We start from the raw sequence: 18,906 nt of genomic DNA on the forward strand, positions 1-18,906 counted from the left end.
CATTCCTCCTATTGAAGTTTCATTAACCGAGCAGTTTGGCTAATAATATCTGTTACACGAACACCAAAGTTTTCATCAATGACAACTACTTCACCAGTTGCAATTAGCTTTTCATTGACGAAAATATCAACTGGCTCCCCAGCTAGTTTATCTAATTCAATGATCGACCCTGATGACAGATCCAATATGTCTTTGATAGTACGCTTTGTGCGACCAAGCTCAACGGTTACTTTTAACGGAATGTCCAATAACATGTCCAAATTCCGCTGCTCCTGCTTATTAAGCTCAACAGGTGTGAATTCTGAGAAATTCGCCTGCTGAACCGTCGCCCCTTCTTGATTAACATAGTCACCCAAAAATTGTGGGGAACTTGGCTGCGCGTTTTCGCTCGGTTTCGCCTTTGGTATACCTGTTGTCGGCGCTTCCGATTGTTCAACAGCCGCAGCCACTTCATTTTGCCGGTTATTGTCTGAAGCATGCAGCAGTTTCTCCACTAACTGTTTCGCAAACGAAAGTGGAATCATTTGCATCATATTGGAGTCGATTAAACTGCCAACCTTAAATTGAAATAATACTTTAACAAATACTTCCTCTTCCTGCATATCGGCTTCAGCCACATTTTCCGAGTTGATCAAATGAATGACAGGCGGTGAAATATCAATTCGCTTCGTAAATATTGTGGACATACTTGTGGCGGCCGCACCCATCATTTGATTCATTACTTCCTGAACAGCACTTAAATGTATATCGTTCAGCTCCGTAACCGGGGCTTTCCCGTCACCACCGAGCATAATATCAGAAATAACTGCCGCGTCCTCTGATTTGATGACAAATACATTTTTTCCACTGAATCCTTCAATATAGTTAACTTCGATACTGACATGTTCGAATGTAAATTCTTCAATCATATCTGACTTATGCATAATCGAAACTTTCGGTGTTGTTATTTCCACTTTTTGATTTAATAGCGTGGATAACGTTGTAGCGGAACTGCCGAACGATATATTGCCAATCTCGCCAAGGGCATCGATTTCCAGTGAAGATAAATAGTCATCCACACTTTTCGGTTCCACCGCCTCGGCTTTATTCTCGTCATCCTCATCCGCACTGATTTTAAGTAAGGCATCTATTTCATCCTGTGAAAGCATTCCGTCATTCATCAGCGCTCCTCCTTGTAATTTCCTCTAATATTTGTACAGACACCCGATTTTTAAGTTTACCCGGCTGTACATAAAACTTTGGTTCTCGGTTAATCTCTAACGTCAACGGTGCATCAATCGCTTGATTCAACCCGATAATATCCTCTTGACCAAGCTGTAAAAATTGCTGAATCGTAATGGATGTCTCGCCAAGCACCGTTTTGGCCTCTACTGTTGCTTCCTGGATACTATGCGTTATTTTCTCATAGCTTTCAGGATCTCGATTTTTGGCTGATGTTTGCATCCAGTAATGGACAGACAAATTTGGGATAATCGGTTCCAGCACAATATGGGGAATACAAATATTGATCATCCCGCTTGCTTCGCCAATGGTTGTATTTAACGAGACAACCACAACTGTTTCATTCGGTGCTACCATTTGTAAAAATTGCGGATTCACTTCAAAATCTTCTAATACGGGATCCATCTCAACTAATGATGACCAGGCTTCTTTCAGATTGACAATCGCCTTTTCGAATAACTGTGACATCAGCAATGTTTCGATTTCAGTCAGCTTATCTACCTTATTTACACTACTTCCCCTGCCGCCAAGCACCCGATCAAGCATACCATATGCAATATTTGGATTTACCTCCATTACAACCCTGCCTTCTAATGGGGCAACACTATAGATATTTAGCACCGTCATTTTTGGAATGGACCGAATAAACTCCTCATATGGAATTTGATCGACCGATGCAACCGAAATGTCAACATACGTGCGTAATTGGGCGGAAAAGAAGGTTGTTAACAACCGAGCATAGTTTTCATGAATTCGTGATAGACTGCGGATTTGATCCTTAGAAAATCGTAATGCACGTTTAAAATCATAAACACGGACTTTCTTTTCTTCTTCTTCCTTTTTTAACTCCTCGGCGTTCATCTCACCAGATGAAATAGCCGTCAGAAGCGCATCAATTTCATTTTGTGATAATACTTCTTCCACCAAACACCTTCACCTCCATGATGGAGTACTACGATACATCGATGACGAAAACCGCATCGACAGCTTCCTTTATTGCAGTATTTTGCTTATTGTATAAACATCGGTAACTTTCCCCTCTGCCATGACACCATTAAGTTTTTGCTTTATAGTATCTTCCAGATCGGTGAGTCCGCTTTTAAAATCAGCTTCTTTCATGGTGGCCAATTCTTTAATTAAAATATTTTTAATTTGAAATTCGCGCTTTTCAACTTCCGCTTTGGCCTTCTTACTGTCGGTTACAAGTTGAAATTGGATCCGAACAAAACTACCATCCTCTAAATCGGTCGTGATATCGTCTGTCTGATAGGAATACTCCACCATGTTATCCAAGCTTTGGGCGCTGCTGGATTTGTCATCCTTTACATTCCATACAACAGTGATGGCAACCGCACCTCCAACGATAAGGATGGCCAATGTAGTCAACATCGTTTTTACCAGCTTATTCATTCACATCACCTGCCTCATTAACAAATACGTGAAAACCGATTTTTCGATAATAATATGTAATAAGTTCTGCAACCCTTGCTTCTGTTTCCTTCACCACCAGTTTTTTTCCATTCACCAATGTAATTGTTGTATCGGGATATGATTGCAGCTGTTCAATCAGACAGGCATTCAATGTAAATGTTTCATTGTTTAATCGCGTCAGTGTAATCATCGTATAGTGGTGGCTGTTAGAGACGTGACTCTAACAGCCACCTGCCCCCTAACTTATCGTTTTAGATTAACCAGTTCCTGTAAAATCTCATCCGATGTGGTAATAATTCTTGTGTTTGCCTGAAATCCACGTTGTGCCGTAATCATGTCAGTAAATTCATTTGACAGATCAACGTTAGACATTTCCAGTGCCCCACTGACGATGGAGGCGGCGCCGTTTTCTTCTGGTGTGATTAAATCGATATTATTATCCCCATCGCGCGCTAGACCTGCGTTTTGTGAATCCCGGTATAAATTGTTCCCATCTTTCTCCAGTCCGGCTGGATTAGAAAAACTGGCTAGGGCAACCTGGCCCGCTACCTTTGTCTCTGAGTTTTGAATATAATGTACGGTTCCATTTGTTTCCACACTAAAACTTTCCGCATCCTCCGGGATTTGCAGGACGGATTGTCTGTCATCAATTTCCCCGTCTTCATTCGCGGCAAAGCCAACCAAATAAAGCCCCTGCGGATTAACAATATGACCATCGTCGTCTAAGTAAAAGTTTCCGGCTCGTGAATAAGCCACGTCCGCATTGTTCAGATCAATATTCGTTTGATTATCCAGATCGCTTGCCAGGACAAACATGCCATCACCTTCAATAGCAAAATCCAACGGGTTCTCAGTTGTCTGACGGAAACCTTGTGTATGGATCGTATCAATACTTCCTAACTGTGATCCCAAGCCCACTTGTTTGGCATTCACACCACCACGTGCATCTGTTGAACCTTGCGCACCCGAGGTCATTTGACTCATCAAATCCTGAAACGTAACGCGGCCTTTTTTAAAGCCTGACGTATTCACGTTTGCAATATTATTGCCGATAACATCCAATTGTGTCTGAAAACCTTTCATACCTGAAATACCTGCATACATGGAACGTAACATATTTTTTCTCTCCTTTAATAGATGAATAGAAAACATTATCCTATCCAGTCTAGTTTGCGTATTTAATAAACAATCAATTTCGCGGCGTAGATAACGTCCCCGCACTAGTTACTTATTCAGTGCCCCGGACGCCTTTAGCCTTTGTACACCAGCTGTATCACTCGTTCAACAGCTTGACGGCTTCCCAACTGGGTCCAGCCTATTCATCGATAACAATGGCACCATTGATGTTGGTAAAAACCTTACTGGATGCTTCTTTTCGGTCCATTGCTGTTACAACGGTATTGTTTTTGGTACTAACCAGTAATGCAGCGTCCTTAATCATAACAAGTGAATCTGTAACCCCCTTTTGTCTTGCTTCAGCCATTTTCGCTGTTATTTGCTTCCACCCATGTTCATTAATTGTTATTCCGCGTTCATTTAAACGTTCACTGGCATGCTTGCTAAGCTTTACCGTTTGCACATCTTGCAAAACATCTTTAAAGCTTATATGTTCTTGCAAGCCGGATTGCTTTTTCGCCTGAGATAATGGTAACGCTTGGGATGATAGCTGATGGATACGATGGTCCATGTTAATCACTTCCTTTAGCAGCCGCATCTGCCTCCATGTTCTCATCCTCATCAACACCAGAATCATGAATCTTTAACACCGAATCAGCATAAATCTTTTCCCCATCTTCCAGTTCAAGAATTGCCCAGCCGTCCTTTTGGCTGACAGCAATCACTTGACTCGTTTCGACAGAAGTCTTCTCACCAGTTTCCTTGTCATAACGTTGATAGGATACGTCTTTTCCAATCATATGACTATACTGCACAACCGGGGAGATCAATTGACTCTGTACGAGCGTATCTATTGATTTTGCCATGTTCATCATTTGTTCCAGTGACGAAAATGTAGCCATTTGCGAGACAAATTCGCGATCATCCATCGGGTTCGTTGGATCCTGATTCTGTAATTGTGTCATTAATATTTGTAAAAATTCATCTTTCCCAAGTTCAGGACTTGGTTTGTTCGATTCCGATTGATTCCGTAAATACAGGGACGGATCAATTTTGGTCATGGTACACACCTGCGCTTTCACATCGTCTAGAAAACAATCAAATTTTTATACTGCGGGTAACCGGATGTGCTTGTTCGACTTCGGCGCCTTTTTGCTTCATCAATAATTCATGAAACGGTACGTCCTCGTCACCGGTTGTCTGCTGACTTGTTTTGTCCTGATTGGACTGACCCTGTTCCTGTTGTTGCCCTTGATCATGCATGGACTGTTGATTTTCCTGTTTTTCTTGAAATCCTTGGGCTGCTTGTTGCGGCATGTCCTGTTTCTCAATTACTACCTGCTGAGGTGAAAACATATGCTTCAACTGATGCAAGTTAGATTCAAGCATATCCTTGGCTGCTTGGGTCGCAACTATAATTCTAACGGTCATTTCTCCATCCATTTGGATAACTTTCAGCTGGATGTCACCCAGATTATCCGGCTTCAACGATATGGTTAACTGCGAATTCCCATTGGGCAATGTTAAGAACCTACTGGATTTCATCACTTTCTGCAACTGATTGATCAATTGCTGATCGATTGGCTCAGCATTTGCATTTGCTTGCAGATGAATCACATACTGTTCCACCTTCGTCATCGGCATCGATGGTAATGCTACTTCTTGGAATGTCGTCTGTTTTTCACTTTGCAACTGGTTTTGGATATTTTGCAGGACCTTTGCTACCTCTTGACTGGACACTTTCGCATTCATCTGATATTGCTGATTCGCAACAAACTGATTACGCTTTTGATAAAATTGGACTAATTCACGCCAAGCCACTTGTACTTTATTGCCTTCAGCATGTTTTTCCGGCATTAGCGTATCCATCCTATTCTTTTGATCAGGGAGTTCTTTTGCATGGTTTGTCCACTGTTCCAAAAGCGTCAAGATGGAGCGTGCTGCCTTTAGCATATCCTTATCATTGGCCCCCTGGGCAATAATTGATTGGGCCTGTTTAGCAATAGCAAGCATTTGCTGTTGAATGTGACTTTTTTGATCTTCCGTCAACTGTACCGGTTCTGATTGTCCATTAGACCGCATTCCTTTCCATTGCTCCATTAAAGGGATCTGTTCTTTGGAAGTGATGTCTGTTCCATCAATGCTTGCACGAAGCTGGGCAATGAACGCATCTTGTTCAACCGGATTCAGCATAAGGCCTATTATATTTTCCATTCCTGGACCTGTCGCTGTCGCGGGCATCAATCCTAGTTCTTCGGCCTGTTCAACCATCATTTTTAATAGTACGTCCAGTTCATCAGGTATTTCTTGATTTGGATCACTCCCAGCCGCAGCAAGCATTTCCTTTAGTTGCTCTAATTGTTCGCGCGTATCTGATGCGATCGCTTTATCATCGATTCGTTCCTGAAGTATGTTCATCAACACCTGCTTGTCAGTCGTAGTTGGATCATTTGCCCCGGTATCATCAGATGAAGCTGGGTAGCTACGGGTTTCTAATAGTTGTTGAAACAACGAGGCAGCTCCAGTCTCCCCCCTAATGGATGCCCTGTCCGGGTAGCTTGCCTGCTGCGATTGCTGGGGTACCATTGCAATTGTGTTCATGTTATTCACCCCCTTTCAGATTTGATTATTCATCCAGATCCATAAACTTTTTCGTCAAGCTGGCAGCAGCCTCCGGGTCCATCTCCTGAAAGATCTTCCCCCGTACCCGATTGGAAAGCTTTTGCAAAATCTCAAGCGAAACATCATCATCAAGCTTTTGGAAAATTAGTGCCGCTCGTTTCGGATCCATATCCTTAAAGGAGGCAGCCATGGTTTTTACCGAGCCTTGTTCCTTCTTCTCATTCGCCTCCGTCTTGGTCTCATCACCATCCACTGGCGTTTTATTTTTCAGCTTTGTTATCTTTAGTTCCATTTCTTCGATGGTTTCTTCAAGATCATCAATATTTTGTGTTAACTCTTCTATTTTCTTATCCTTTTTATTGATGGTTGACTGCATTCGCTCCTTGCTTTGCTCATTACTTTTCTCTTCATCCGATGTTACAAGGGCAGACAAACCGGGAATATGACTCGCAGTGTTCTTAGACCAATCGATCACATTCACACCTGCCACCGTCAAAATGATGATTGCTAATGTAATGGCGACAATAATTGGAATAACAATTGCAAAAAGAAACCATAGAACCGGATTTGTTTTTTGATTTTCTTGTGGCTTATTCTTTTTAACCATTCATGTCACCCATTTTTTCGCAAATACTGTTGTATCGAAATATCGTCCATTGTCTGTTTTTCTTCTTTTCGCTTGACTTCGTTCCGTTGTTCCTGTCGTAATTCCATTATTTTTTCAAACTTTTTTACCTCAACATGTGCATCAGTCAACGATTGCTGGTTTAATTCCATTTCATCACGCGCGTCTTGAACAGCATGCTGCATTTGCATAATTTGTACCGCTAATTGTTCAATATAGGCCAACTGTTCTTTAATCTGATTAATTGGCGTTGTTGTGTGCAAACATGTTTCATAAGACGCTTCAGCCGCTTCTTTTTTACGAAGAAGTGTATATAACTGCATCGCATGATCCTCAAACCGTTCCTGCGAATAATGATATGCTTTTTGGGCATCTTGCTTTTCTCGCTCGCGAATGTGCAAGATTTTCCCAAGTGACAATGTCTTGGTCATTCGCCAACACCTCCATTTAATAATTGCTGCATTTGTGCGATTGAATCATCTAATGAAACGTACTCCAATACATCTTGCCGTAATAGATGTTGAATTTTAGGATAATAGGCAATTGCTTTATCTATTTCCCGATCTGTGCCTCGTTTATATGCACCAATTTGAATCAATTCACTGTTATCTTCATAGGTAGCCAATAATCGGCGTAACTCCTGAGCCGACTGCAAGTGATCGTTACTCGTAATCTGGTTCATCACACGACTTATTGATTTTAAAATGTTGATCGCTGGAAATTGTCCCTTCTCGGCCAGCTTACGATCCAGGACAAAGTGCCCGTCCAAAATTCCGCGAACCGTATCAGCAATTGGTTCATTCATGTCATCTCCATCGACAAGCACCGTGTAAAATGCAGTGATCGTGCCGGTACTGCTGGTTCCTGTCCGTTCAAGCAATTTAGGTAAAGCGGCAAAAACAGAAGGTGTATACCCTTTTGTTGTCGGTGGTTCTCCAGTTGCCAACCCTACTTCCCGCTGGGCCATTGCCACTCTTGTCACCGAATCCATCAGCAAATTGACTTGAAAACCCAAATCTCTAAAATATTCGCTGATTGCGGTTGCCGTGTACGCACCTTTAATCCGCATTAAGGCGGGCTGATCAGAGGTTGCCACAACAACAATGGATTTCTTGCGGCCTTCCTCCCCAAGATCCTGTTCCAAAAATTCGCGTACCTCCCTGCCCCGTTCACCGATTAATGCAATTACATTAATATCAGCATTGCTATTCCGAGCGATCATCCCCAACAGGGTACTTTTTCCTACTCCGCTTCCAGCAAAAATACCTATCCGCTGGCCACAACCAACCGTTAGTAGCGAATCAATGGCCTTCACCCCAACTTGAATAGCTTTGTTGATTGGTGGTCTCGTTAAAGGGTTTGGCGGAGCTTGCTCCGTTAAATAACTTGTCAACCCTTTAGGTAATTTGCTCTGATCAAGGCTTCTACCCAGCGGATCAAGCACACTGCCGATCAATGCACGCCCAATTTTGACCGTCAACGATTGACCCGTAGATTCAACCAGGCATCCCGGTCCAATTTCTGTAACTTCTGCATACGGCATAAGAATGATTTTTTCACGATTAAACCCAACGACTTCCGCCATTACCTTTCTTTTTTTAACCTTATCTGCATGAATTAGACAAACTTCACCAATATTCGCATCAGGACCCTGCGATTCAATCATTAAACCAACGACACGCAGTACCTTCCCATACCGTTTGTATGTATCCGCTTGTTCAATGGCTGCTGCATAACGGGATTGTTTCATGACTCCCTCTCCTGTGTCAGATCATGCAATATGTCTCTTAGTTGCTGGAGCTGTGTATCAATCCCTGCATCAATTTTTCCAAGCGGGTGTTCAATCACACAACTGTACAATGCCGCTTCCTCATCAACATGGATCATTAACTCCGTATTTCCATGTAACAATCGGCTTAATTCCTCCTTTTGCTGCAATACAACTGGATATTGATCCGGATGAACATAAATGGTTATAGGTGACTGGTCTTTGATTTCTTTCATGGCCGCTTGTACGATGGATAAAAAAGTCTGCGGCTGCTCTGCCAATTGCTGCTGAATGATTTTTTCAGACGTATGAATCGCCAAGTCAATTATGGCGTCCTCACTCTGATCAAGCTTGGCGTGATAATCCGCTGTTGCTGCATCAATAATTTGATTAGCCTGATCAAGCAATTGCTGGTACTTTGTTATACTCTCTTGTTTACCTGTCGCAAATCCATTACGATACCCTTCTTCCTGTGCCTGCTTTATATAAGCTTCCCTTGTTTTTTCCCATTCTGCTTTTTCTTCAGCAATGGCTTCTTGAGTACTGGTAATCGCTTGTTCCTTGCGCTGCATTAATTGCTCTAATTCTTGCTGTGCAACCTGTATTTGCTGCTGCAAATCCAGGTGGTGATCCCCGATCGTTTCCTTTTGTTCTCGTTCTTTTCTCTGTTTAAACTCGGCAATTGGTTTAAGTTTAATTTGTTTTTGCAGGGAATGATGCTGGTGCTGTACATTTGTATCAAACAATTATATCGTCACCTCCGCCACGTGCAATGACAATTTCCCCAATATCCTCCAACCGGCGAATAATGGAAACAATTCTTGTTTGGGCCTCTTCCACATCACGCAATCGAACCGGCCCCATGTATTCCATTTCTTCTTTAAATGTTTCCGCCATACGTTGCGACATGTTCTTAAACACAATACTTTTCACTTCTTCACTTGCTACTTTAAGCGCTAAACGCAAATCTTCATTTTCCACTTCCCGAACAACGCGTTGAATGGCCCGATTATCCAAAATAACGATATCTTCAAAAACAAACATGCGCTTTTTAATATCATTCGCTAGTTCTGGATCTTGTACTTCCAATGCATCCAAGATGGTTCGTTCCGTGCTTCGATCGACACCATTTAATACTTCAACAACCGCTTGGATACCACCGGTTTGCGTATAATCCTCGGTTAGCGAAGAAGAAAGATTTCGCTCAAGCACCTGTTCCACCTGACTAATAATTTCCGGTGATGTGGAATCCATGGTAGCAATGCGCCTTGCGATATCTGCCTGCATCTCTTGTGGCAATGCAGATAAAATTTGACCGGACTGTTCCGCATCAAGATAGCTTAATACCAATGCAATCGTTTGTGGATGCTCATTTTGAATAAAGTTCAGTACCTGCAGTGGATCCGCCCGTCTGGCAAAATCAAATGGTCTAACCTGTAACGACGATGTCAGCCGATTAATAATGTTCGTTGCTTCTTGTTGTCCGAAAGCTTTTTCTAAAACGGTTTTTGCATAACCAATACCGCCTTGCGAAATATAATCTTGCGCTAAGGCAATCTGATGAAACTGTTCCAGCACATCTTCCTTGATATTGGACTCCACTTTCTTCACGGAGGAAATCTCCAAGCTTAATTTTTCGATCTCCTCCTCACTAAGGTGTTTGTATATTTGTGCAGAAACATCCGGACCTAGGGAAATTAAGAGAATTGCAGCTTTTTGTTTTCCGTTTAGTGCACCTTTTTGCCTTGCCATCGCTTCTCCCTCCTAATCATCCGAAATCCAGCTTCGTAATAGCTTTGCAAATTCCTCCGGTTTTTCCTTGGCCATTTTCTCCAGTTGCTTTTTGCGGGCAAATGCTTCTGTTTCAGGCGTCTCGCCAATATCCGGAATTTGCACCTCCGGCTGAGTTTCTGTTACTTCTTCTTGCATTTCTTCCTCTTCTGTTTTTCGCTTCCGGAAAAGCAGGAAGATTAGCGCGATAATCACAAGCAATAATATTCCACCGGTAATGTATAACCATAAAGGGATAACCGGTTCGGTTGGCTCATCCATTGATTTGTCCCCATTAAATGCTTGAAAAACAATGGATATCTTATCTTCTGGCTCTATATCCCCATATTCTTTATCAATCGAAGTGGTCACAATAGAATTTAAAATGGACGAAATGCCATCCTCTACCGTACGTTCTTCTTGTTGCGATAAATACTGCAACTCATCGCCATCTTTGTTTTTCACACTGTCAACGGCTACTTGCACACCAAGATCACGTAATTTGTACGGACTTTCAGCAATGTCCTTATGAATACGGTTATATTCATTATTAATTGTCTCTTTGACAAGTTCGTAGTCTCCATCATCATCGGTATCAGCAGCCTCATATCCCGGGATGTCCCCTTCACCAGTTCCCTCTACTCCACCAGCTGCAGGATTACCACCAGTATACGTTTCATGTACAGACTCAATACTAACCGGCACACCTTCCATATTCTCCACGTCTACCGGATCAACAATTTCTTCCTCTCGTTTCTCCCTCGTGAAATCGACATCGGCCGTAACCGATACAATGACATTTTCCGGGCCTACCATCGCCCCAAGTAATTGCTGTACGCGTCGTTGAACATCACGCTCAATATCCTTTTTTACGTTTTGCTGATATGTATACGCATCTTGATTGTCATACGTTTCCTGATCTGTTTGATCGTAATATTCAAAGTACTGATTCATGATCACAATATTGTCGGGCGGAAGATTGGGAACTGCTTTTGAAACTAAATGATAGAGTGTGTCGATTTGATTGCTTTGAATTTTCTGGCCTGGTTTAGTGTTAATGACTACCGATGCACTTGCTTGTTCTTCATCATCATTCACAAACACAGGATCTTCCGGCATATTAATCATCACTTTAGCGTCATCGATTCCTTCAATACCCTTGATCAAGTTGGCAAGCTCTGTTTGCATGGCATCCAATTTAATCATATTAAACTCATTATCTGTCGTTCCCCATGAAGCATTGTCACTAAAAAAAGAATAATCAATGTTTCCGCTATTCGGTATCCCTTCCCCAGCCAAATCAACCAGCAATGTATCCACTTGATCCTCTGGTACAGTTACCGTTGTCCCACCAGCCTCTAATTCATATGGGACCCCCCGCGAATCCAGTTCAGATGTTACCTGTCCTGCCTCTTGCGCAGATAGATTATTATAAAGCGGTACTAATGTTGAATTGGATGTAAACAAGACAATCCCAACTATCAAAGCTACAACAATAACAATAGAACCGATGAATATTCCTTTTTGGCCCTTTGATCGCTTCAACCAAAAGGATTTCGCTGTATCTTTGAAATGTAAAATTTTTTCTTTCATATATTCCCCCGCCAAATCCTATATCTATTACTAATACGCTGCTAAGCATTGTCAAATGGATCGTTTACAACGAAACACAATTCGATCATCCACCGAATCCATGTAATTTTTACCAGCAAAAATACTCAAAAAAAAGGTAAGCAATCGGATGCATCATTACGTATTGATACTCCTTTGCCACACCTGCTCTCGCATTACAAGATTTTAAAGTGAAACTTCGTTCAGTACGTGCTTTCCCCCCGCACTGAATGTTCGTTAAGCAGAATCGAACCTTTGTCAACCTGTTGCCCCCACTTATCGTTTTACGTTCCACCTCAAAATCTGGAAGTGGAAGTCTTACTGCCCGTTAAGAGTGGATTAAAGATCAATTTTCACACTTGCTATCCGTGATTTCCTGTCTGTCGACTATACTTGCATGCGCATGATCTCGTTATAAGCATCGATAACTTTTTGTTGAACTTGGACAGAGGTCTCTAATGTAATGCTTGCCTTTTGTGCTGCAATCATGACATCATGTAAATCATCAATTTGTCCCGTTGCTAGCGCCTCTGTTTTTTGGTTTGCTGCGACTTGTGTATCATTAACACCTTGAATTTCATTTTTTAACATTGTCGCAAAATCCGATTGCGCCTTATTAGGGGAAATTTCCGAATTAGCATTAGATGCTGGTAATACACTCGGCGTCACTCCGCTTATTGGCTGGCTCATGTCATCGCTCCTTTTCCATAAAAGAAATCCCCCATGACAAAACGACAATTATTGCGTAAATTCGTCAACGGCAATTTCAATCAATTTTCTCTATTTCCCTATTTCCAGTGCTTTTAACAGCATGTTCTTTGTCGCGTTCAATGCTGTGACATTCGCTTCATATGATCTTGTTGTGCTCATTAAATCAACCATCTCTTTTAAAGGATCAACATTTGGCATTTGTACATACCCAGCGTCATTTGCATCAGGGTGGGCAGGATTATAGACAATCTTAAATGGTTCATCATCCTCGGTTATTTTCGTGATTTTCACTCCCGAACCTGGAGATGCCGTACTATTCGAAGCTTGTTGCAAGAAGGAATGGAAGCTTTTTTCTTTCGGTTGAGCTACGACCATTTTTCTGCGATACGGTTGATATTCTCCGTTCTCATTCACTGTAGCACGTGTTGTTTGTGCGTTGGCAATATTAGAGGAAATGACATCCATTCGTAATCGTTGCGCAGTCAATGCACTGGCATTCGTATTTAATCCGCCAAAAATTGACATCATTACTTACCTCCTCTAATGACTGTTTGTAGATTGTGAAACTTACCATTTATACGATCAACCATCCCTTGATAATAGAGTTGGTTTTTGGCAAGCTCCGACATTTCTTTATCGATATCAACATTATTTCTATTATGATTGTATGCTGTCTTATTTTTCGTAACGATACGATAGTCATTATGTAATGTATCCTTAAACGGCAAATGTTCAGGCCGCGTCCGTTTGGCTTCTATGGAGCCTTTAAGCTCATTTGTTAAAATATGTTTAAAAGCTACATCTTTTGTCTTATAATTTGGTGTATCTGCATTGGCAATATTATTCGCGATTGTTCGATTTTTAACGGTAGCATAATCAAGCGAATTCTCCAGTGTCCGGAACGTGCCACCAAACAATTCCATTGTCATTCCCCCTTAACCCAGCGTCATGAGCAGACATAAATTTCATTCAGCGGTAATACCTTCCCCTATTGATGATTAAGAACAAAGACTGAATTCAAACACTCTGTTGCAACACCGTTATAATGGCGTGCATATTCAGGACCCGAATCGAGTCTTCATCAAGCATTTTACTCAACTTATCTTTCTGGTTTACTGCAAAATCTGTAATTGAAGTCTTTCTGCTTGGTAAACGACATAAATAAAAATACCCACACGAATATTGTAATTTATACGACTTAAGATGTCTATCATTTTTCGACATGTTCCGACTTGGGAAACATAAATAGTTATAAAAACCTAGTTATTTAGTACTATTTAAATGGTATTATCTGTAGATTTATGTATTTAAATGGATAAAGGATAAAGCTTTATCTATTTTTACTAGTTCTATTTCATCAATCGACAATAATTTGCTAAATTTAGTAAGCATGGTCTTTCCCGTTAGAATTCATATGGTCAAATTTCCACTTAAAAAGCCTGGCACGAAATTTATGCCAGGCTTTTTAAGTATATTACATCAGAAATACTTTATTCGTTTTCACGTATTACCTTGAACGTAATTTTTCCAGTTCTACCAGGAATTTATCATTTAGAACCTTAATATATGTTCCTTTCATACCTAGTGAGCGTGATTCAATTACACCAGCACTTTCCAATTTACGAAGCGCATTAACGATAACTGATCGGGTAATACCAACCCGGTCCGCAATCTTACTAGCTACGAGTAAGCCCTCGTGTCCGTTTAATTCCTCAAAAATATGATCGATCGCTTCCAGTTCACTATAGGACAACGAGCTTATTGCCATCTGAACAACCGCTTTACTTCTTGCTTCCATTTCAATTTCTTCTGATTTCTCATGAAGAATTTCCATACCTACTACAGTTGCACCATATTCAGCAAGTAATAGGTCATCATCGTTAAAGCTATCATTCAACCTGCTTAAAACGAGGGTTCCAAGGCGGTCACCACCACCGATAATAGGTACAATCGTTGTTAACCCATTTTGGAATAGTTCTTTGTTTTCAACTGGGAATGCAGTAAATTGGCTATCAATATCCAAGTTGGCAGTCGTTTCATGAATCGCGAACAGCCCTTGTGTATATTCTTCTGGAAATTGACGTTCTTCCAGCATCCCTTTCATGCGATCATTTTCGATTTCTTGATTAATTGCGATGCCTAATAACTTCCCGCGTCTGCTAACGATAAAAACATTCCCGCCGATAACATCTCTAAGTGATGCTGACATTTCATTGAAGTTTACTGATTTCCCTGTTGCCTTTTGTAACATTGCATTGATTTTTCTTGCTCGATCTAAAAGTTCCATGATAATCCTCCATTCAATTGGTTACATTATAATATAAATTGGCTTAAATCTTTATTTTTTACAATCACATTTAGTTTCTCGTCAACATATTCCGAGGTAATCTTGACGGTTTCCATCGTCACATCTGGTGCCTCAAACGATAGATCCTCCAAAAGCTTTTCCAAAATCGTGTGTAATCGGCGCGCTCCAATATTGTCTGTTTCCTGATTTACTTGATAAGCAATTTCTGCAAGTCTAACTACAGCATTGTCAGTAAATTCAACATTTATACCTTCTGTTTTTAATAAAGCACGGTATTGTTTCAATAAAGCGTTGGATGGTTCCTGTAATATCCGCTTGAAATCTTCCACCGTCAATTTCTCCAGCTCTACCCGAATTGGGAATCTGCCCTGCAGTTCCGGGATTAAATCAGACGGCTTTGACATGTGAAAAGCACCTGCTGCAATAAACAGCATATGGTCTGTCTTTACCGGCCCGTGCTTGGTTACCACAGTGGATCCTTCGACGATTGGCAGAATATCACGTTGGACGCCTTCCCTTGACACATTAGCAGAATTGTCCTGTTTTGCAGCTACTTTATCGATTTCATCAATAAATAGAATACCGGATTGTTCGGCGCGTTCAATTGCTACTTGTGCCGCTTCCTCCATATCCACAAGCTTTTGTGCTTCCTGCATGGTCAATACTTTTCGTGCTTCAGATACTGGAAGTTTTCGTTTCTTTTTTTTCTTTGGCATGAACTGTCCCAGTGCGTCTTGCATATTCATTCCCATTTGCTCCATACCAGAACCTTGCAACATATCAAACATGGAAGGTGGCAGCTCCTCAATTTCAACAGTAACCATGTGATCTTCCATTTCTCCCAAGGCCAGTTGATGCTCAATCCGTTTACGCTTGTTTCTTATTTCTTCGGTCTTCTCCGAATCCTTTTCATTATCCTCGTCTTCAGAAGCGTTCGAAAAAAGCATCTCAAATGGATTTTTAACGCTGGCCTGTTTTTTTGCTTGGGGCATTAATAGCTGAACAAGTTTCTTATTCGCCTCCACCTCGGCCTTGCCTGCTACCTCAGCCATTTTTTCCTCTTTCACCATACGCATCGCCATTTCTACCAGATCACGCACCATTGATTCCACATCCCGGCCAACATAGCCAACTTCGGTAAACTTTGTGGCTTCCACTTTAACAAACGGAGCCCCTACAAGCTTTGCCAGTCTTCTGGCAATCTCCGTTTTACCAACCCCTGTAGGACCAATCATCAGAATATTTTTTGGTACAATTTCATCTTTAATCGATTCATCCAGCTTCATGCGGCGGTAACGGTTTCTGAGTGCAACGGCAACCGATTTTTTCGCCTGCTGTTGACCAATAATATAGTTATCCAATTGGTCAACAATTTGCTTAGGGGTTAAATCAATTCCCATAAAGAGGCCTCCTTATTAATCAAGAACTTCCAATGTGATATGATCATTCGTATACACGCATATCTCACCAGCAATTTCCAGAGCTGCCTGGGCAATTTCTTTCGCGGTTAAATTGTCTGCATGACGGCGTAGTGCTCGACCAGCGCTTAGTGCATAATTACCACCGGAACCGATTGCTAACATTCCATCGTCCGGTTCAATAACCTCACCTGTTCCAGAAACCAAAAACATTTTTTGTTTGTCCATCACAATCAACATGGCTTCCAGTTTACGAAGTACTTTATCGCTCCGCCATTCTTGGGCCAGTTCGACTGCAGCACGTGCCAGGTTTCCGTCAAACGTCTCCAGCTTACCCTCAAATTTCTCAAACAAGGTAAATGCATCGGCAACGGATCCAGCGAAGCCCGCTAGCACCTGACCATTGAATAATGTTCGGACTTTCTTGGCCTTATGCTTCATCACTACAGCATTTCCTAATGTTACTTGCCCATCACCGCTCATTGCACATTGACCATCATGCATGACAGCAAATATTGTCGTAGCATGCATTTCATGATTCACGATCATCACCTCTTGACCTTCGTTTTTGTTTGTTCGCCCTTGGATGACTGTTCATATACACATTGCGCAGGTGATCCTTCGTTACATGTGTGTATATTTGGGTGGACGATAGGTTTTCATGCCCCAGCATTTCTTGTACAGTCCGAAGATCCGCACCCGCATTTAACATATGTGTTGCAAATGTATGCCGTAGTTTGTGGGGATGGATATGTACCGTTGATGCAGTATTAGCCATCATTTTATCCAAAACCAATCGAATTCCTCTTGTCGTTATTGGAGCACCTCTGGCATTTACAAAAACATGATTAGTGTTAGCTTTTGCTTTGTTAAGAAGTACTGCTCGCCCATCATTCATATACGTCTCCAATGCAACTTCGGCAAATCGCCCAAACGGAACATAGCGTTCTTTTCTGCCTTTCCCAGTTACAAACATCGTGTTTAGCGAAAAATCGATATCTGAAATCCGTAATTGCTGACATTCACTTACTCGCATTCCCGTTGCATACAGCGTCTCCAATAACGCTTGATTCCGCTGGCCGATCGGGTCTGTTGTATCACTGACCTCAAATAGCTTCTCGAGTTCTTCCATATATAAAAAGCCTGGAATTGGTTTGGATGCTTTCGGTAAGGAAACATGAACGAATGGATTTTGGCCGGCTTCTCCTTCACGCTCTAAAAATTTGTAAAATGCACGCAAGCTGGATATTTTTCTGGAAACCGACCGTCTACTTAGGTTGCTGTCATATAACATGGTTAAAAAAAGTCGTACAGCTTGAGTATCGACCTTTTGCAGGTTATCTATGCCCTCACGCTCCAAAAATTGAAAAAACGTTTCCAGATCATTCAGATAATACTTCACGGTATATGGCGAGGCATTCTTCTCTATTTGCAGATACTCCGTAAATGCCTCGCGATTTCTTGAAAACTTATGCAAAATTTCACCTCGCCAAGCTAGAAGCATCACAACAATAGCCGACGTTAAACCGACTATAAATCCTATTACCTCGACTTATCACACGGATTAAGAAAAAGCATACCGGTTACAAACCCAAATCCAGTTCTGCCTATTAAAATCGAAGTCACAAACAGATCTCATACCCTAAACAGCGAATAAATCATATCATATAACAATTTGAAAAGCAACATATTTAACAAAATTGCAATAAAATTCTGAATTGACCTCAATCCTACTCGTGAATCTTATCCTTTCTTAATCGCCCTGTCAAGTAAACAGGCTTTCCAATTGGTAATTATAGCTGTTACAAATGGAATAGTCAACAATGAACTATTATATGATTCGAATATGTTTTATTTGCAGCAAAATTACCGGTTAAACCAACATTTCTATAGTAAATGTAATTCTTTTATTTTATTTTTCGTTTCATTCGTACCCAGTTCATACAATTTATCATAAATAGCAATAATATGGGCATCGTAATTATTTCGTTCGGTATCAGCGCCCCACTCGTCAAATGGTTTTCCCAGATATTTTACCGCATCTTTTTCGTTTTTATTTTTTTTCATAAATAACATTTTAATAGCTTTGACCTCTTCAGGTGTTGCATTTATTTCATACTCAATACCGTTTTCAGGTAAAGAAATCTCACGAATGTCTTCTGTATCCACTGTTACAAAATATGTTTTTCTGCTTGTCATTTTGCAATCCCTCCTTATAGAAATATTTACCCTTTTTTGACTGGCTAAAACGCTGTATTGGGTTACTATATTTTTACATCTGAGGGCTTTAAAAGCCTGTGAATAA

General features: G+C 41.2%; 22 protein-coding genes. All 22 read right to left on the reverse strand.

Going from position 1 to position 18,906, the window contains the following annotated elements:
• Positions 1-8 precede the first annotated feature (8 nt).
• Complete coding sequence (gene fliY, locus WMZ97_RS02185) at positions 9-1,163, reverse strand: flagellar motor switch phosphatase FliY (protein ID WP_343270783.1); 1,155 nt, start codon at positions 1,161-1,163, stop codon at positions 9-11.
• Complete coding sequence (gene fliM / locus WMZ97_RS02190; RefSeq protein WP_343270422.1) at positions 1,153-2,148, reverse strand: flagellar motor switch protein FliM; 996 nt, start codon at positions 2,146-2,148, stop codon at positions 1,153-1,155. Before fliM ends, fliY begins: the two co-directional genes overlap by 11 nt.
• 66 nt (positions 2,149-2,214) lie before the next feature.
• Positions 2,215-2,631 (reverse strand): flagellar basal body-associated protein FliL, encoded by a 417-nt coding sequence (gene fliL / locus WMZ97_RS02195; protein ID WP_343270423.1) that lies wholly within the window; start codon positions 2,629-2,631, stop codon positions 2,215-2,217.
• On the reverse strand, positions 2,624-2,842 hold the full coding sequence (locus tag WMZ97_RS02200) for a flagellar FlbD family protein (protein WP_343270424.1): 219 nt from the start codon (positions 2,840-2,842) through the stop codon (positions 2,624-2,626). Before WMZ97_RS02200 ends, fliL begins: the two co-directional genes overlap by 8 nt.
• A gap of 53 nt (positions 2,843-2,895) precedes the next feature.
• Positions 2,896-3,768: a flagellar basal body rod protein FlgG gene (flgG, locus tag WMZ97_RS02205; RefSeq protein WP_343270425.1), complete on the reverse strand. Its 873-nt coding sequence runs from the start codon at positions 3,766-3,768 to the stop codon at positions 2,896-2,898.
• Between the two features lie 199 nt (positions 3,769-3,967).
• Positions 3,968-4,339, reverse strand: coding sequence for a TIGR02530 family flagellar biosynthesis protein (locus tag WMZ97_RS02210; protein WP_343270426.1), 372 nt, complete (start codon positions 4,337-4,339; stop codon positions 3,968-3,970).
• Between the two features lies 1 nt (position 4,340).
• Entirely contained in the window at positions 4,341-4,829 is a 489-nt protein-coding gene (flgD, locus tag WMZ97_RS02215) for a flagellar hook assembly protein FlgD (protein ID WP_343270427.1), read from the reverse strand.
• A gap of 37 nt (positions 4,830-4,866) precedes the next feature.
• Entirely contained in the window at positions 4,867-6,369 is a 1,503-nt protein-coding gene (locus tag WMZ97_RS02220; protein ID WP_343270428.1) for a flagellar hook-length control protein FliK, read from the reverse strand.
• Between the two features lie 25 nt (positions 6,370-6,394).
• On the reverse strand, positions 6,395-6,997 hold the full coding sequence (locus tag WMZ97_RS02225) for a MotE family protein (RefSeq protein ID WP_343270429.1): 603 nt from the start codon (positions 6,995-6,997) through the stop codon (positions 6,395-6,397).
• Positions 6,998-7,002: 5 nt separating this feature from the next.
• The gene (gene fliJ / locus WMZ97_RS02230; RefSeq protein WP_343270430.1) at positions 7,003-7,446 is read right to left on the reverse strand and encodes a flagellar export protein FliJ; all 444 of its coding nucleotides are present in this window, start codon (positions 7,444-7,446) and stop codon (positions 7,003-7,005) included.
• On the reverse strand, positions 7,443-8,765 hold the full coding sequence (gene fliI, locus WMZ97_RS02235; protein ID WP_343270431.1) for a flagellar protein export ATPase FliI: 1,323 nt from the start codon (positions 8,763-8,765) through the stop codon (positions 7,443-7,445). The genes fliJ and fliI overlap by 4 nt, the downstream gene beginning before the upstream one ends.
• Positions 8,762-9,529, reverse strand: coding sequence for a flagellar assembly protein FliH (gene fliH / locus WMZ97_RS02240; protein WP_343270432.1), 768 nt, complete (start codon positions 9,527-9,529; stop codon positions 8,762-8,764). Before fliH ends, fliI begins: the two co-directional genes overlap by 4 nt.
• Positions 9,522-10,535: a flagellar motor switch protein FliG gene (gene fliG / locus WMZ97_RS02245; protein WP_343270433.1), complete on the reverse strand. Its 1,014-nt coding sequence runs from the start codon at positions 10,533-10,535 to the stop codon at positions 9,522-9,524. Before fliG ends, fliH begins: the two co-directional genes overlap by 8 nt.
• Before the next feature lie 12 nt (positions 10,536-10,547).
• Complete coding sequence (gene fliF / locus WMZ97_RS02250) at positions 10,548-12,146, reverse strand: flagellar basal-body MS-ring/collar protein FliF (protein ID WP_343270434.1); 1,599 nt, start codon at positions 12,144-12,146, stop codon at positions 10,548-10,550.
• Positions 12,147-12,551: 405 nt separating this feature from the next.
• Positions 12,552-12,854 carry a flagellar hook-basal body complex protein FliE gene (fliE, locus tag WMZ97_RS02255; protein ID WP_343270435.1) on the reverse strand — a complete coding sequence of 101 codons (303 nt, stop codon included), beginning with the start codon at positions 12,852-12,854 and terminating at the stop codon, positions 12,552-12,554.
• Positions 12,855-12,944: 90 nt separating this feature from the next.
• On the reverse strand, positions 12,945-13,400 hold the full coding sequence (gene flgC / locus WMZ97_RS02260; RefSeq protein WP_343270784.1) for a flagellar basal body rod protein FlgC: 456 nt from the start codon (positions 13,398-13,400) through the stop codon (positions 12,945-12,947).
• Between the two features lie 2 nt (positions 13,401-13,402).
• Entirely contained in the window at positions 13,403-13,798 is a 396-nt protein-coding gene (flgB, locus tag WMZ97_RS02265; RefSeq protein ID WP_343270436.1) for a flagellar basal body rod protein FlgB, read from the reverse strand.
• A 584-nt stretch (positions 13,799-14,382) separates the two neighbouring features.
• On the reverse strand, positions 14,383-15,162 hold the full coding sequence (gene codY / locus WMZ97_RS02270; protein WP_343270437.1) for a GTP-sensing pleiotropic transcriptional regulator CodY: 780 nt from the start codon (positions 15,160-15,162) through the stop codon (positions 14,383-14,385).
• 26 nt (positions 15,163-15,188) lie between these two features.
• Positions 15,189-16,583: an HslU--HslV peptidase ATPase subunit gene (gene hslU / locus WMZ97_RS02275; RefSeq protein WP_343270438.1), complete on the reverse strand. Its 1,395-nt coding sequence runs from the start codon at positions 16,581-16,583 to the stop codon at positions 15,189-15,191.
• A 15-nt stretch (positions 16,584-16,598) separates the two neighbouring features.
• Positions 16,599-17,144: an ATP-dependent protease subunit HslV gene (gene hslV / locus WMZ97_RS02280; RefSeq protein ID WP_343270439.1), complete on the reverse strand. Its 546-nt coding sequence runs from the start codon at positions 17,142-17,144 to the stop codon at positions 16,599-16,601.
• A complete protein-coding gene (gene xerC / locus WMZ97_RS02285) occupies positions 17,134-18,078 on the reverse strand; it encodes a tyrosine recombinase XerC (protein ID WP_343270440.1) in 945 nt (314 codons plus the stop codon). Before xerC ends, hslV begins: the two co-directional genes overlap by 11 nt.
• A gap of 410 nt (positions 18,079-18,488) precedes the next feature.
• Positions 18,489-18,800, reverse strand: a complete 312-nt coding sequence (locus tag WMZ97_RS02290; protein ID WP_343270441.1) for a hypothetical protein — start codon at positions 18,798-18,800, stop codon at positions 18,489-18,491.
• Positions 18,801-18,906 lie beyond the last annotated feature (106 nt).

Source organism: Lentibacillus songyuanensis (assembly GCF_039548255.1).
Lineage (GTDB): Bacteria > Bacillota > Bacilli > Bacillales > Amphibacillaceae > Lentibacillus_C > Lentibacillus_C songyuanensis.

Coding starts and splice junctions, on each gene's coding strand:
- fliL (WP_343270423.1), bottom strand. CDS start 2,631: ATGAATAAGCTGGTAAAAACGATGTTGACTACATTGGCCATCCTTATC.
- WMZ97_RS02200 (WP_343270424.1), bottom strand. CDS start 2,842: ATGATTACACTGACGCGATTAAACAATGAAACATTTACATTGAATGCC.
- flgG (WP_343270425.1), bottom strand. CDS start 3,768: ATGTTACGTTCCATGTATGCAGGTATTTCAGGTATGAAAGGTTTTCAG.
- WMZ97_RS02210 (WP_343270426.1), bottom strand. CDS start 4,339: ATGGACCATCGTATCCATCAGCTATCATCCCAAGCGTTACCATTATCT.
- flgD (WP_343270427.1), bottom strand. CDS start 4,829: ATGACCAAAATTGATCCGTCCCTGTATTTACGGAATCAATCGGAATCG.
- WMZ97_RS02220 (WP_343270428.1), bottom strand. CDS start 6,369: ATGAACACAATTGCAATGGTACCCCAGCAATCGCAGCAGGCAAGCTAC.
- WMZ97_RS02225 (WP_343270429.1), bottom strand. CDS start 6,997: ATGGTTAAAAAGAATAAGCCACAAGAAAATCAAAAAACAAATCCGGTT.
- fliJ (WP_343270430.1), bottom strand. CDS start 7,446: ATGACCAAGACATTGTCACTTGGGAAAATCTTGCACATTCGCGAGCGA.
- fliI (WP_343270431.1), bottom strand. CDS start 8,765: ATGAAACAATCCCGTTATGCAGCAGCCATTGAACAAGCGGATACATAC.
- fliG (WP_343270433.1), bottom strand. CDS start 10,535: ATGGCAAGGCAAAAAGGTGCACTAAACGGAAAACAAAAAGCTGCAATT.
- fliF (WP_343270434.1), bottom strand. CDS start 12,146: ATGAAAGAAAAAATTTTACATTTCAAAGATACAGCGAAATCCTTTTGG.
- fliE (WP_343270435.1), bottom strand. CDS start 12,854: ATGAGCCAGCCAATAAGCGGAGTGACGCCGAGTGTATTACCAGCATCT.
- flgC (WP_343270784.1), bottom strand. CDS start 13,400: ATGTCAATTTTTGGCGGATTAAATACGAATGCCAGTGCATTGACTGCG.
- flgB (WP_343270436.1), bottom strand. CDS start 13,798: ATGGAATTGTTTGGTGGCACGTTCCGGACACTGGAGAATTCGCTTGAT.
- codY (WP_343270437.1), bottom strand. CDS start 15,162: ATGGAACTTTTAGATCGAGCAAGAAAAATCAATGCAATGTTACAAAAG.
- hslU (WP_343270438.1), bottom strand. CDS start 16,583: ATGGGAATTGATTTAACCCCTAAGCAAATTGTTGACCAATTGGATAAC.
- WMZ97_RS02290 (WP_343270441.1), bottom strand. CDS start 18,800: ATGACAAGCAGAAAAACATATTTTGTAACAGTGGATACAGAAGACATT.